This is a genomic window from Rahnella sp. BIGb0603 (assembly GCF_024808755.1).
Classification (GTDB): Bacteria; Pseudomonadota; Gammaproteobacteria; order Enterobacterales; family Enterobacteriaceae; genus Rahnella; species Rahnella contaminans.
The window spans coordinates 187871-202121 of the sequence record NZ_JANUEX010000004.1 but is presented as its reverse complement, the minus strand read 5'-3'; the positions used below and the strand labels follow the sequence as shown (position 1 = coordinate 202121).

Genomic DNA, 14251 nt, shown 5'->3' with positions numbered 1-14251 from the left:
CATCTCCTTTTACGCATTCCTACAACAGGGTTTTCACAACAAGGTACGCTTCCTTTATGAATTATGCATTGGAACTGGAAAAGTTAACCAAAACTTACGCCGGTGGTGTACAGGCTTTGCGCGGTATCGATCTGCGCGTCGAAGCCGGCGATTTTTATGCCCTGCTGGGGCCGAACGGTGCGGGTAAATCGACGACCATCGGCATCATCAGCTCACTGGTGAACAAAACTGCCGGTAAAGTTCAGGTGTTCGGTTACGACATCGACAAAGATATCGTCAACGCCAAGCGTCAGCTCGGGCTGGTGCCGCAGGAATTCAACTTCAATCCGTTTGAAACTGTGATGCAGGTTGTCGTCAACCAGGCCGGTTACTACGGCGTGCCGCGTCCGCTGGCGCTTCAACGTGCCGAAAAATATCTGACCCAACTGGATCTTTGGGGCAAGCGTAATGAGCGTTCCCGCATGCTTTCAGGTGGCATGAAGCGTCGTCTGATGATTGCCCGCGCGCTGATGCATGAACCGAAACTGCTGATCCTCGACGAACCGACCGCCGGGGTAGATATCGAACTACGTCGCTCGATGTGGGGTTTCCTGAAAGAGCTGAATGCACAGGGCACGACCATTATTCTGACCACGCATTATCTGGAAGAAGCCGAAATGCTGTGCCGCAATATCGGCATCATTCAGGGCGGTGAACTGGTGGAAAACACCAGCATGAAAGCGCTGTTGTCCAAGCTCAAATCCGAAACCTTCATTCTGGATTTAGGGGCGAAAAGCCCGCTGCCGGTACTTGAAGGCTACCGCAGCCAGCTGACAGATACGTCGACGCTGGAAGTTGAAGTCATGCGTGAACAAGGCCTGAATTCCCTGTTCAGCCAGCTGAGCAAGCAGGGCGTACAGGTATTAAGTATGCGTAACAAAGCTAACCGTCTGGAAGAGCTGTTTGTCACGCTGGTGAACGGCAGCGGGGAAAAGAAATAATGTCGCAACTGTATTGGGTAGCACTCAAAAGTATCTGGATGAAAGAGATCAACCGGTTTGGCCGGATCTGGATCCAAACGCTGGTTCCACCGGTGATCACCATGACACTTTATTTCATCATTTTCGGCAATCTGATCGGTTCGCAAATCGGTAGCATGCATGGTTTTACTTACATGCAGTTCATCGTGCCGGGCCTGATCATGATGGCGGTAATCACCAACTCTTACGCTAACGTGGCTTCGTCTTTCTTCAGCGCGAAATTCCAGCGCAATATTGAAGAGCTGCTGGTTGCACCGGTGCCAACGCACGTGGTGATCGCCGGTTATGTCGGCGGTGGCGTGGCGCGTGGGATTTGCGTGGGGATTCTGGTCACGGCGATTTCGTTGTTCTTCGTGCCGCTGGTGATCCATTCCTGGTGGGTGATTGCGCTGACACTGCTGCTGACCGCGATCCTGTTCTCGCTGGGCGGTTTGCTGAATGCGGTGTTTGCCACCACGTTTGATGATATCAGCCTGATCCCGACGTTCGTGCTGACTCCGCTGACGTATCTGGGCGGCGTGTTTTACTCGCTGTCGTTGCTGCCACCAATCTGGCAGGCGATTTCCAAGCTGAACCCGATCGTCTACATGATCAGCGGTTTCCGCTACGGATTCCTTGGCGTCAGTGACGTTCCGCTGATCTTCACGATGAGCGTGCTGGTGGCGTTTATCGCGGTATTTTATCTGCTGGCGTGGTATCTGATTGAACGCGGACGCGGTCTGAGAAGTTAATCCCCTTCATCTTTCGGGCCGCTTCTGCGTTGGCTGCCCTCGTGAACCCCGGTCACATACTTATGTATGCTCCCGGGGATTCACTCAATTGCCGCGTTACTCGGCAGAGCCTCGCCCCATAGGGGCCAGCGCAAGCGCTGTTCAAAAGGCTAAAGCCTTTTGTGATGCAACTCGAATGATTGGGGGGATTCAGATTTTTTATAATTCTTTATGTGTTGCTCAGAGAATCAAGCCACCTGAACCGGCACGGCTTTCGCGGTGCGTTTTAGCTGGTTCTCACCTTCAAAATAAGCCACTTTCGGTTTGTGCTGGCGGGCATCAGCGTCAGACATCTGCACGTAAGAGCAGATGATCAGCAGATCGCCGACACAGGCGCAGCGCGCCGCAGCGCCGTTAACCGAAATAATACGCGAACCGCGTTCTGCCGCGATGGCGTAAGTTGAGAAACGCTGACCGTTATCAACGTTATAAATATCAATCGCTTCGTATTCTAAAATGCCTGAAGCATCGAGAAAGTCCTGGTCGATGGCGCAGGAACCTTCGTAGTGCAAATCTGCCTGAGTCACGTGAACCCGGTGCAGTTTGCCTTGCAGCATAGTGCGGATCATCACATATACCTTACTTGCGTAAAAAATCAGGGAACCCACCGGGCGGAGATAATAAAATTCCGATATTTCCGGCGGCCAACATAGTTGCCGATTTGAGCTGCGCTGTCTACTGCGTCAGATCAACCTCTTGATTATCAATCAGCCGGGCTTTCCCTAACCATGCCGCCATCAGGATCACCGCAGATGTGCTGTCGACGGACAATTCCTGCAAGGTTTTGGCATCACGAATAAACAACTCATCAGGCGTAAATCCGGCTTCACGCAGCTGTTGCGCGGTTTCCTGCAACATCTCTTCAACGTGACGCTCGCCCTGGCTTAGACGCTCCGCCAGCGCGGTCATGATCTTGTTCAGCTGTGGCGCTATTTTACGCTCTTCCGGGGTCAGATAACCATTGCGCGAACTCAGTGCCAGACCGTCTTTGGCGCGGACAATCGGTACGCCAATAATTTCAATGTCGTAGCCCATGTCTTCAACCATCGTGCGCAGCAGCGCCAGTTGCTGGAAGTCTTTCTGGCCGAAACAGGCTACCTGCGGCTGCACCAGATTGAACAATTTGCTGACGATGGTAGAGACGCCACGAAAATGCCCCGGACGGCTCGCGCCTTCCAGAATGGTAGAAATCACCGGTACATCGACCTGCGTCTGCGTTGTCAGGCCTTTCGGATAAACCTCCGCCGGAGACGGAGCAAATACCAGATCCACGCCGCGTTTGTTCAGCTTTTCGCAGTCTTCCTGCAACGTGCGCGGATAACGTTCAAGATCATCCGCTCGCTCAAACTGCATCGGGTTGACGAAAATACTCACCACTACCACGTCGCCACGCGCTTTGGCTTCTTCCACCAGCGTCATATGGCCTTCGTGCAGGTTGCCCATTGTCGGCACCAGCGCGATGCGTTTGTTATTTTTACGAAAATCACGGATCTCGCGACGCAGCAGCGCCACGCTGTCAATTATCAGCACACTTCTTCTCCCGATTATTTAAAGGAATGCTCTTCGCCCGGATACACGCCCTGCGCGACCTGATCGACATACAAACGCACCGCGGTGCGGATATCGCCCGCTTCTGTGAGGAAGTCTTTGGCAAATTTTGGCGTATGGCCGCCGGTAATGCCGAACGCGTCATGCATCACCAGAATCTGTCCGTCGGTCACGTTACCGGCACCAATGCCGATCACCGGGATGCTCAGTTCTTCGGTCACGCGGCGCGCCAGTTCAACGGGTACACATTCCAGCACCAGCAGCTGCGCCCCGGCTTCTTCGAGCATCATCGCATCTTTGATGAGCTGGTTTGCGGCTACTTCGTCGCGCCCCTGCACTTTGTAACCACCAAAAATGTTCACGGATTGCGGCGTCAGCCCGAGATGGCCGCACACCGGCACGGCGCGCTCGGTCAGCATTTTAACTGTATCGCACAGCCAGCTGCCGCCTTCGAGTTTCACCATATTGCCGCCGGCACGCATCAGGATTGCCGCGCTTTCAAACGCCTGTTCCGGTGTGGCGTAACTCATGAACGGCAGGTCTGCCAGCAATAAAGCCTGAGGCGCGCCACGGCGCACGCAGCGCGTGTGGTAAGCAATTTCCTCAACCGTCACCGGCAGGGTGGAATCCTGCCCCTGAACGACCATGCCCAGTGAGTCACCGATCAGCATCACGCTGATACCCTGTTCGGCAAACAATTGCGCGAAACTGGCGTCATACGCGGTAATGGTCGCAAATTTGTGTTTTTCCTGCTTCCATTGGCGAAGCTGGCTCAGCGTTGTTGGTTTCATGAACACTTTCCTTTGAATAATTCATCGGATGAATATGATGCCAGTATTCTACTGTATGAGCCGAAATGCAGACAGCAAGATCAGCAACGGACTCTATGATTCAGGTCTTAAGAAGTGATTAAGAAGCTTCGCCTATAATGAAAAAAACGGAGGGAACCATGCGAATTCTATTGGTTGAAGACGACAAAATGATTGGCGACGGCATCAAAGCCGGGCTGACAAAACTGGGGTTTACGCTCGACTGGTTTACCGACGGGCTGACCGGTAAGGCCGCGCTCGACAGCGCGCCTTACGATGCGGTGATCCTCGATTTAAGCCTGCCGGGAATGGACGGCATGGAGCTGCTGCGTGAATGGCGCAAGGCCGGTCTCGACACGCCGGTACTCATCCTCACGGCGCGCGATGCGCTTGAACAGCGCGTCGGCGGATTGCAGGCCGGTGCGGATGATTATCTGTGTAAGCCGTTTGCGCTGGTGGAAGTGGCCGCGCGTTTACAGGCGCTGATCCGCCGCCGTCATGGCGTGGTTACGCCGAAAGTGACGCACGGCGCAGTGGAATTCGATCCGGCCGCCCGAAGTGTAACGCTCAACGGCGAAACCGTCACGCTCACGCCGCGTGAAGTCGCGGTGCTGGAACTGTTTCTCAATAACAAAGGCCGCGTGCTGGCGCGCACCCTGATTCAGGAAAAACTGTACAACTGGGACGATGAAGTCAGCAGCAACGCGGTTGAAGTGCATATCCACCATCTTCGCAGCAAACTCGGCAAAAGCTTCATCCGCACCGTTCACGGTGTGGGATATACGCTGGGCGATGTTTCATCCGGGGAGAGCGCGTGAAGGAGCTGAAAAACCTGAGTTTGCGCCTCCGGCTGATCCTGCTGTTTACCGTGCTGGCACTACTGACGTGGCTGATTGCCAGCGGCGTGGCGTGGCACCAGACCCGCAAACACATCAACGAAGTGTTTGATACCCAACAGATGTTGTTTGCCAAACGTCTGGCCGCTACCGGGCTGGGCGACCGGTTGAATATGCAAAAAGACGCCGAGCTGCCGGACACCAAAAAGATGGTACGAAAAGGCTCGCGCGGCCACACCGATGACGATGCGCTGACGTTTGCGATTTTCAATCAGCAGGGCGACATGCTGCTCAACGACGGCGAAAACGGCAAACGTATCCGCTTCGACGGCAACACGCAGGGCTTTAAAGATGACGAGATTAAAGGCGACCACGACGACTGGCGTATGGTCTGGCTGACGTCGCCGGACGGGCAATATCGCGTGGCTGTCGGTCAGGAATACGACTACCGCAATGATATGGCCTGGAGTTTAGTCAGCGGGCAACTGACGCCGTGGCTGGCTTCATTGCCGGTATTGCTGCTGGCGCTGATTGTGATGGTGACGCTGGAACTCCGCCCGCTACGCCGGGTGGCAGAGGGGCTGCGTCAGCGATCGCCGGAAGATGCCACGCCGATTGTCACAGACCGTCTGCCCGGTGAAGTCCTTCCGCTGGCAAACGCGCTGAATTCTCTGTTCGACCGTACCAGTGAAATGCTGGTCCGCGAACGCCGGTTTACTTCCGATGCCGCGCATGAATTACGCAGCCCGCTGGCGGCATTGCGCGTGCAAACCGAAGTGGTACAGCTGTCCGGCGACGACACTGAAATGCGTGAACATGCGCTGGAAAACCTGACCACCAGTATCGATCGCGCCACGCGGCTGGTGGATCAGCTGCTGACGCTTTCGCGGCTGGAAAGTTTTTCAGAACCTGAAGAACTGGAGATCATCGACTGGCCTTCGCTGCTGGCACAAAATCTCGCTGAGCAGGATTATCGCGCGCACAGCAAAGGCATCGAATTACGTTTTGAAGAGCAGGGAACGCCGCCGCAAATGCGCGGGCAATCTCTTCTCCTTTCGCTGATGGTGCGTAATCTGCTGGATAACGCGATTCGTTATTCTCCGGCGGGAACCACTGTGTCGGTCACGCTGAATGCGCAGGGATTAACGGTAGAAGATCAGGGGCCGGGGATCTCGGAAGAACATCTGGCGCGGCTGGGCGAACGCTTTTACCGGCCACCAGGCCAGGAGCAAACCGGCAGCGGTCTGGGCATTTCGATCGTACAGAGGATCGCACAGTTACATCACTTGCGGGTGGAGTACCAGAACAAAGCAGAAGGGGGATTACAGGTGCGGGTAAGTCGCTGAGCGGCTTACCATTTTTTCAGGCCATTCAGCGGAACGCGATCCAATACGCTTTGCAACGTTTCGCCATCCGGGAACACCAGATCCGGTGCCAGATCCGCCAGCGGGTAAAGCATAAACTCGCGGTTTTTCATATGATAATGCGGCACGGTCAGACGTTCAGTCTCGATCACCCGATCGCCATAACACAGCATATCCAGATCTAATGTCCGCGGACCCCAGCGTTCGGCTTTGCGGACACGTCCCTGATTTTGCTCGATGGCTTGCGTGCAATCGAGCAGCTCTTCCGGTGGTAACAACGTATCGAGCGACACCACGGCGTTCAGATAATCAGGCTGATCCTGCGGCCCCAGCGGTTTGCTGCGGTAAAACGGAGAGACAGCGACAAAACGGGTGCGCGGCAAATGTGCCAGCGCCTCCAGCGCGCAATTTACCTGGTCGAGAGGTCGTGAGAGATTGCTTCCCAGAGCCAGGTAAACGCGGATCATTGACCGCCGTCCTTGCGGGGAGCACGTTTACGCGGACGACGTGTCCGTGCGCGGCGCGCAGGCGTTGCGTCGTCACCGAGCGTACCGAGCATGGCTTTCTGCGAGGCCGGTGTGGCTTCCTGGAATTCACCCCACCACTGCGCCAGACTTTGCAGTTCGCGATGCTGTTCAACTTCAGCGCGCAGAACCAGTAAATCGTAAGCGGCGCGGAACTTAGGATGTTCCATCAGCTTGTGCGCACGTTTGCCCTGACGGCGGGACAGACGCAGCTGCAATGCCCAGATGTCACGCACCAGCGTGGTAATACGTTTTGGAATTGCCAGCGTGCGACATTGTTCGTCGAGCACGTCGTTCATGGCCAGCGCGAAGGCGTCGTAATACGTCAGACCGCCTTCCTGCGCCAGTTTCTGTGCATGTTCAATCACCGGATACCACAACATTGCCGCAAACAGGAACGCCGGATTGACGCGCTGATCGTTTTGCAAACGGTAGTCGGTATTTTTCAGAACCTGCAACAGAATATGTTCCATCGGGCTGTCGCCATGCTCAGTAAACTGGCGGGCAATCAGCGGGAACAGTGGCTGGAACAGCTGGTATTCACACAGTTTTTTGTACGTGGCATAACCGTAGCCGGCTTGCAGCAACTTCAGCGATTCTTCAAACAGACGCGCAGGCGGAATTTCCTGTAACAGGGTCGCCAGACGTGGGATCGGCTCAGCGGTTTCCGGGCTGATCTTCATGTCGAGTTTTGCAGCGAAACGCACCGCACGCAGCATACGCACCGGGTCTTCGCGGTAGCGGGTTTCCGGATCACCAATCAGGCGGATGATGCCGTTTTCCAGATCACGCAGGCCGCCGGTGTAATCGCGGACGGTGAAATCAGCCACGCCGTAATACAGGCTGTTGATGGTGAAGTCGCGGCGCTGAGCATCGTCTTCAATCGTGCCGAAGATGTTATCGCGCAGCAGCATGCCGTTCTGGGCCTGCTGGGAAACGTTTTTATCGTCGGTTTCTTCGTACTGTTCGTGGTGACCACGGAACGTGGCGACCTCGATGATTTCCGGGCCGAACATCACATGGGCCAGACGGAAACGGCGGCCAACCAGACGGCAGTTACGGAAAAGTTTGCGCACCTGGTCAGGCGTTGCATTGGTCGTGATATCGAAATCTTTTGGCTTTTTATCCAGCAGCAAATCGCGCACGCCACCGCCCACCAGGAAGGCTTCATAGCCAGACTTGTTCAGTCGGTACAGAACTTTCAGGGCGTTTTCGCTGATGTCACGGCGGGAAATATTATGCTCATCACGGGGAATGATGGTCATCGCACGGGTTTCGCCCGCGTAATCAAATGACGGGCGCGGTTTCTGGACGTGCTCGGTACGCGGAGCACGCTGTTCGCTGCGTTCGCCACGGTTGTCGGTACGTTCACCGCGATTGTCGTTACGTTCGCCACGCGGCTGATAAGGCGCTGAGCGACGGTTGTTGTTATTACGACGGTCGCCCCGGTTTGCGTTGTCATCCCGACGGCCACGGTTTTCGCGGCGTTGCTCGTTGTCACGACGTTCAGGATGGTTTGCCTTCACAGTGTTTTCAGCCACAGGAGACGGATCGCGACGGGAATTGTCCTCACGATTAACTTCTCCATGAAGTGCGGCTTCGTCATGAACAGCCTTTTCTTCACGAACGACTTTATCTTCACGGACCAGCACCTTACGGCAAAAATTGGCTACTCGGGTAAAAATGGTACACCTCGATAGTGACTGAAAAAATTGGCGTGACGCAAAAACAGCGGCTAATCATAGCTCACGATAGCCTCTTTGAGAATGCCGATGTCAGTTCAGCGGTGATTAAGCGCCCTGACGCGGTATCTCAGAGGGCGTCCAGTGCGTTGTCGCCCAGCGTAATAATAAAGGCAAAGTGTAATCCTGCCAGTTTTCCGGCAGCGTTTGGCCTAAAAATTTCAGTGCGTTAATGATTACCGGCCGCGGATCGCCTTCAGGCAGCGCCGGTGCATGATTTTGTTTGGAAAGCTTGTCGCCATTTTCATTCAGTGCCAGCGGCAAATGCAGATATCCCGGTTGCGGATAGCCCAGATGCCGGTAAAGCGAAATCTGGCGCACGGTCGGCTCGATGAGATCGGCTCCGCGCACAATATGATTCACGCCCTGAAAATGGTCATCAACGACCACCGCCAGATTGTAGGCAAACAGCCCGTCGCGGCGGCGGATAATAAAATCTTCTTCGGCCAGCTGGCTTTCGGCCTGTAAATGCCCCTGAAAATCATCATCAAAACCATAAACCGGTAAGGTCTGATGCAGGCGAATTGCCGCGTTTTCTGCACCTAAATTCAGGCCTCGGCAGTGACCGTCGTAAAAGCCGCCGCTTTGCGTAATGCGCTGGCGGGTACAGGTGCAGTAATAGCTTTTTTGTTGCTGATACAGCCAGTCCAGCACTTCGCGGTAGGCGTCATGACGTTTGGATTGCCAGACGACGTCACCGTCCCATTCCAGACCATAGCGTTCAAGCGTGGCCAGAATGCGGTCAGCAGAACCAGGAATTTCACGCGGCGGATCGATATCGTCAATGCGAACCAGCCACTGGCCGTTTTGGGCGCGTGCATGCAGATAACTGCCGAGTGCGGCAATCAGCGAACCGAAATGGAGGTCACCGGAAGGTGAAGGCGCGAAACGGCCCGTATATTGATTTTGTGGCATAAGAATGGGGTCGTGCTTTTAAAGGGAACGCGGTGCATGACGCACCGCGTGGAACCCGGGACTTAGCCAGCCATCTGCTTTTCGCGGATTTCTGCCAGAGTCTTACAGTCGATACACAAATCAGCGGTCGGACGTGCTTCAAGACGGCGGATGCCAATCTCAACGCCACAGGAATCGCAATAACCGAAATCCTCGTCTTCCACTTTTTTCAGTGTTTTTTCAATCTTTTTGATCAGCTTACGTTCCCGGTCACGGTTACGCAGTTCGAGGCTGAATTCTTCTTCCTGAGCGGCACGGTCGACCGGATCAGGGAAGTTTGCAGCTTCATCCTGCATGTGTGTAACGGTACGATCTACTTCATCCCTGAGCTGATTGCGCCATGCTTCAAGAATCTTTTTGAAGTGAGCCAGCTGAGCGTCGTTCATGTACTCTTCGCCCGGCTTCTCTTGATACGGCTGCACCCCAGCGATAGCGAGAATGCTCAAGGACGACGTCTTACGGGTTTGGCCTTCTTGCATGATGCTTCTCCTACATAACACGCACTATGTTCATCCACCTTAACGTTTACAGATTGTCTGCAAATGAGAGGCTTCGAACATTTCGATCCCCAACGGGGGAAAAAATCAGGCCGCTATAAATAACAGAAGGCAACGAGGTTGGCAATTATTCCTGACAGGTGCTTGACAAGCCTGTGAGGAAAAGCGTATTCGCGACCTGTTTTTTATGCCGCCGACGGCTAATAACAGGGTTATCCGAACTGGGTTTATCCGTTTAGCGATTTCGTGACCAGCGGTAAACGTTCTGTGAGGCGGATGCCCTCAGCAGAAAGTGCGGCACCGTAGCACATCACTTCTACACCATTTTTCTGAACCTGCGTCAGCAATTCTGTGTAACGGGGATCAATATGGTGTGCAGCAGACACGCTTTCAATGCCTGAATGTAAAACAGCGAAGAAAAGTACTGCTCGCTGCCCCTGTTCTGCCATCGACTGTAACTCGCGCAAATGCTTCTGGCCGCGCAGCGTGACTGCATCCGGGAAGAATCCCTGACCTTCGTGCAGCAGCGTGACAGATTTCACTTCAATATAGCAGTCAGGTTGATTTTCTGCCTGTAACATCAAGTCTATACGGCTATTTTCGGTGCCGTATTTTACTTCCGCCGATAAATTACTGTAACCGGATAATTCCGGTATGCGACCGGCTTCTATTGCCTCGCGCACCAGCTGATTTGCCCGCAGCGTATTCACGCAAATCCAGTGATGTCGCTGCGTTTCGGTCAACTCCCAGCTGTGGGCATATTTACGTTTGGCGTTATCTGAGGTGGAATACCAGACGGTATCGCCCGGCGTAGCGCAACCGGTCATTGCGCCGGTGTTGGCGCAGTGCAGCGTAAGTTCACGGCCATCGGGGGTGATGACGTCAGCGAGAAAACGTTTGTAACGTTTGATCAGGGTAGCGGGTTGAAGCGCTGGCTCGAAATGCATGAGAGTTTCCGTATGAAAGAGGTTCAGATGGCCGGAATGTCAGCCAGAGGCCAGCTTTGCAGGCAGCAGTAACGGGTACGCCCGCGTTCGTAAGTCGATTCGTAAAGACTGAATCCTTCGGCGTCCAGTTGCCAGTTGGGGGTGGCGGGTGGGATCGCCACCGGCCGCGTGGCGCTGCGGTACAACGACACGTGCGGATGAAACGGCAGCGTACTCTGATGGCAGCCGTTACGCGCGGCGTGAGAGCGCAGCACCGAAGCCAGTTGCAGCAGCGCATTGGGCGCGCGCTTCGTGCCTATCCAGACCACGCCGGAACCCGGCCAGTGGCCGATATCGTCCAGACACAGGCTGAATTTATGCGCCTGAATGCGCCCGGCGATGCGGGTCAGCGCATCCGCTTTGAGTTCACTGATTTCGCCCAGAAACGCCAGCGTAATGTGCAGGTTCGCCGCCGCGACGGGGCGGCCGGTGTCCTGCGGAAAGTTATCGGCACGCCATTTGATGACCTGCTTTTGTAACTTTGCAGGTAACGCTAAGGCGAAAAACAAGCGGCGCTCGGCAGACATATTCATTCCTGGTTTAAAAAAATCACGACATACCGGATCTGGCGCTAAATGCTACAATGCCCGCCGTTTAAAGTTAACTCTCATGGAGAATTCATTGTCTTCTTTGCCGGTCAGCGCCGTACTTGAACCGCTTTTAATCGCCCTTAAGCAGGCACCACAAGTGTTACTGCTCGCGCCGACCGGTGCCGGTAAATCGACCTGGCTGCCGTTGCAATTGCTCAAACAGAGCAATCTGCCGGGGAAAATCCTGTTGCTGGAGCCGCGTCGTCTGGCGGCGAAAAATGTCGCTTTCCGTCTGGCGCAGCAGTTGGGCGAAACGCCGGGGCAGACTGTCGGTTACCGTATGCGCGCCGAAAGCAAAACCAGCGCGGCGACGCGGCTTGAAGTCGTGACCGAAGGCATTCTCACCCGCATGGTGCAGGCAGATCCTGAACTGACCGGTGTTTCGCTGGTGATCCTCGATGAATTCCATGAGCGCAGTTTGCAGGCCGATCTGGCGCTGGCGCTGCTGCTCGACGTGCAAAATGCGCTGCGCGATGATCTGAAACTGCTGATCATGTCCGCGACGCTCGACAACCTGCGTTTATCGCCGCTGCTGCCTGATGCGCCGGTGATCGTCTCCGAAGGCCGCAGTTTTCCGGTTGACCGTCAGTATCTTTCCCTCGCCACTCACGAAAGGCTGGACGAAGGCGTTTCCCGCGTGGTCAGCCGCCTGATGAGTGAAAATCACGGCTCGATGCTGCTGTTTTTGCCCGGCGTTTCCGAAATTACCCGCGTGCAAAATCTGCTTTCGGGCAAGGTGGCAGACGATGTCGATCTCTGCCCGCTGTACGGCGCGCTCTCTTTAGAACAGCAGCAAAAAGCCATTCAGCCTTCACCCGCCGGACGTCGCAAAATCGTGCTGGCGACCAATATTGCGGAAACCAGCCTGACCATTGAAGGTATCCGGCTGGTGGTCGACAGCGGTCTGGAGCGCAGCGCGCAGTTCGAGCCGCGCAGCGGCCTGACGCGTCTCGTTACGCAGCGTATCAGTCAGGCGTCGATGACCCAGCGCGCAGGCCGCGCAGGGCGTCTGGAGCCGGGATTGTGCTGGCATCTGTTTAGCAAAGAGCAGGCGGAACGCGCCAGTGCGCAGGCCGAAGCGGAAATCCTGCAAAGCGATCTGAGCAGTTTCTGGCTGGAGTTGTTGCAGTGGGGTTGTCAGGATCCGGCCCAGCTTCAGTGGCTCGATGCACCACCCGCGGCGGCGTTGTCGGCGGCAAAACACCTTTTACATCAGCTTGGCGCGACCGACGCGCAGGGCAAACTTACCGCTGCCGGACAGCGCATGGCGCAACTCGGCTGCGAGCCACGGCTGGCAGCGATGTTGATTTCTTCGGCGCAGCAAAGCCCGGACGCGCTGGCGACGGCGGCGCTGCTGGCGGCCATGCTCGAAGAACCACCACGCGGCGGATTGCCGGATATTGATTACTGGTTCAGCCGTCCGCAGGGCAACTGGCAGCGGCGGGCAAAACAGCTGGTGCAGCGTACCGGTGCGAAAAGCGGTGACGCGGATGCCTCGCTCGCGCCGTGGCTGCTGGCGCGGGCCTTCAGCGACCGTATCGCCCAGCGGCGCGGCGAAGATGGCCGTTATCTGCTGGCGAACGGGCTGGGCGCGTCTTTGCCACAGGACGACGGATTAACCCGCGCGCCGTGGCTGGTTGCGCCGCAATTATTACAGGGCAACAACAGCCCGGACGCCCGAATTTTGCTGGCGATTTCGCTCGATATCACACAACTGCCTGCGCGGTTGCCGGACGTCGTGAAAGAGCAGACGGCGGTCGAATGGGATGAAGAAAAAGGTACGCTGCGCGCGTGGCGGCGCTGGCAAATCGGGCGTCTGGTGCTGAAAGCGAATCCGCTGGCGAAGCCGGAAGATGGCGAGCTGCAACAGGCGCTGATCGACTGGATCCGCACGCAGGGTTTGCAGGCGCTGACCTGGTCGGTGGCCGCCGAACAATTGCGCCTGCGCCTGACTTGTGCGGCCAAATGGTTGCCGGAAGATGACTGGCCAGCGATGGACGACGAGGCCCTGCTCGGCGGGCTGGAAAGCTGGTTACAGCCTTCTTTACAGGGCGTGCGTTCGTTAAAATCGCTGCAACAGGTTGATTTGTATGATGCCTTATTAAGGCTTTGTGACTGGAAACAGCGTCAGCGTCTTGACGCCGCTTTACCGACGCATTACACCGTCCCGACTGGCAGTCGCCTGCCGATCCGCTATCATGCAGACCAGCCACCGGCGCTTTCGGTGCGGATGCAGGAAATGTTTGGCGAAGAACGCAGCCCTGAACTTGCCGAAGGGCGCGTGACCGTGGTGCTGGAATTACTGTCTCCGGCGCAGCGGCCTTTGCAAATTACCGCCGATCTCGCGGCGTTCTGGCAGGGCTCGTACCGCGAAGTGCAGAAAGAAATGAAAGGGCGCTACCCGAAACATCCGTGGCCTGACAACCCGGCTGAAGCAGCGCCGACGCGGCGAACGAAGAAGTATTCCGCGCAATAAGCGTGGCGACGAAATTGTTCAGGAAAGGTCGCTTTTTTTCAGACCTTTCTTCTGGAAGTTAACCAAAGCCGGGCACAGAGTAAGCGCCTTGCTGCCCGCGTTGCGGGATAAAAAAGTATCCGTTTGAATCGAATAT

The 14251-nt window shown here is 55.8% G+C and carries 14 protein-coding genes; 5 read left to right on the top strand and 9 right to left on the bottom strand.

All coding sequences use genetic code 11. The features are described 5' to 3' along the window. Positions 1-56: 56 nt before the first annotated feature. Both M2403_RS12270 and M2403_RS12265 read left to right on the top strand, forming a co-directional pair. On the top strand, positions 57-980 hold the full coding sequence (locus M2403_RS12270; RefSeq protein WP_152327651.1) for an ABC transporter ATP-binding protein: 924 nt from the start codon (positions 57-59) through the stop codon (positions 978-980). After that, complete coding sequence (locus M2403_RS12265) at positions 980-1750, top strand: ABC transporter permease (protein WP_152327652.1); 771 nt, start codon at positions 980-982, stop codon at positions 1748-1750. The genes M2403_RS12270 and M2403_RS12265 overlap by 1 nt, the downstream gene beginning before the upstream one ends. 227 nt (positions 1751-1977) lie before the next feature. Here the strand turns inward: M2403_RS12265 and panD are convergent, their stop codons facing one another. From panD to panB, 3 genes are all read right to left on the bottom strand, one after another. Next, positions 1978-2358 carry an aspartate 1-decarboxylase gene (panD, locus tag M2403_RS12260; RefSeq protein WP_101075221.1) on the bottom strand — a complete coding sequence of 127 codons (381 nt, stop codon included), beginning with the start codon at positions 2356-2358 and terminating at the stop codon, positions 1978-1980. Positions 2359-2464: 106 nt separating this feature from the next. Continuing rightward, complete coding sequence (panC, locus tag M2403_RS12255; protein ID WP_152327653.1) at positions 2465-3319, bottom strand: pantoate--beta-alanine ligase; 855 nt, start codon at positions 3317-3319, stop codon at positions 2465-2467. A 14-nt stretch (positions 3320-3333) separates the two neighbouring features. Continuing rightward, complete coding sequence (panB, locus tag M2403_RS12250; protein ID WP_259229326.1) at positions 3334-4128, bottom strand: 3-methyl-2-oxobutanoate hydroxymethyltransferase; 795 nt, start codon at positions 4126-4128, stop codon at positions 3334-3336. 158 nt (positions 4129-4286) lie between these two features. Here panB and qseB point away from each other — a divergent pair, with 158 nt between their 5' ends. Both qseB and qseC read left to right on the top strand, forming a co-directional pair. Then, positions 4287-4964 carry a quorum sensing response regulator transcription factor QseB gene (gene qseB, locus M2403_RS12245; RefSeq protein WP_259229324.1) on the top strand — a complete coding sequence of 226 codons (678 nt, stop codon included), beginning with the start codon at positions 4287-4289 and terminating at the stop codon, positions 4962-4964. Between the two features lie 5 nt (positions 4965-4969). After that, on the top strand, positions 4970-6328 hold the full coding sequence (gene qseC / locus M2403_RS12240) for a quorum sensing histidine kinase QseC (RefSeq protein ID WP_259229629.1): 1359 nt from the start codon (positions 4970-4972) through the stop codon (positions 6326-6328). Positions 6329-6333: 5 nt separating this feature from the next. On the opposite strand, the gene folK is transcribed toward qseC, so the two are convergent. The 6 genes from folK to thpR form a co-directional block, all read right to left on the bottom strand. Continuing rightward, complete coding sequence (gene folK, locus M2403_RS12235) at positions 6334-6813, bottom strand: 2-amino-4-hydroxy-6-hydroxymethyldihydropteridine diphosphokinase (protein WP_152327656.1); 480 nt, start codon at positions 6811-6813, stop codon at positions 6334-6336. Continuing rightward, positions 6810-8135 carry a polynucleotide adenylyltransferase PcnB gene (gene pcnB, locus M2403_RS12230; protein WP_204902605.1) on the bottom strand — a complete coding sequence of 442 codons (1326 nt, stop codon included), beginning with the start codon at positions 8133-8135 and terminating at the stop codon, positions 6810-6812. The genes folK and pcnB overlap by 4 nt, the downstream gene beginning before the upstream one ends. 525 nt (positions 8136-8660) lie before the next feature. Then, entirely contained in the window at positions 8661-9527 is an 867-nt protein-coding gene (gluQRS, locus tag M2403_RS12225; RefSeq protein WP_217152535.1) for a tRNA glutamyl-Q(34) synthetase GluQRS, read from the bottom strand. Between the two features lie 62 nt (positions 9528-9589). Next, positions 9590-10045, bottom strand: coding sequence for an RNA polymerase-binding protein DksA (gene dksA, locus M2403_RS12220; RefSeq protein ID WP_095924702.1), 456 nt, complete (start codon positions 10043-10045; stop codon positions 9590-9592). Between the two features lie 245 nt (positions 10046-10290). Beyond that, complete coding sequence (gene sfsA / locus M2403_RS12215) at positions 10291-11010, bottom strand: DNA/RNA nuclease SfsA (protein ID WP_217152536.1); 720 nt, start codon at positions 11008-11010, stop codon at positions 10291-10293. Positions 11011-11033: 23 nt separating this feature from the next. Then, positions 11034-11576, bottom strand: coding sequence for an RNA 2',3'-cyclic phosphodiesterase (thpR, locus tag M2403_RS12210; RefSeq protein WP_259229308.1), 543 nt, complete (start codon positions 11574-11576; stop codon positions 11034-11036). Positions 11577-11670: 94 nt separating this feature from the next. Between thpR and hrpB the strand changes: the two genes are divergently transcribed. Then, positions 11671-14115 carry an ATP-dependent helicase HrpB gene (gene hrpB, locus M2403_RS12205; RefSeq protein WP_259229628.1) on the top strand — a complete coding sequence of 815 codons (2445 nt, stop codon included), beginning with the start codon at positions 11671-11673 and terminating at the stop codon, positions 14113-14115. Positions 14116-14251: the final 136 nt, after the last annotated feature.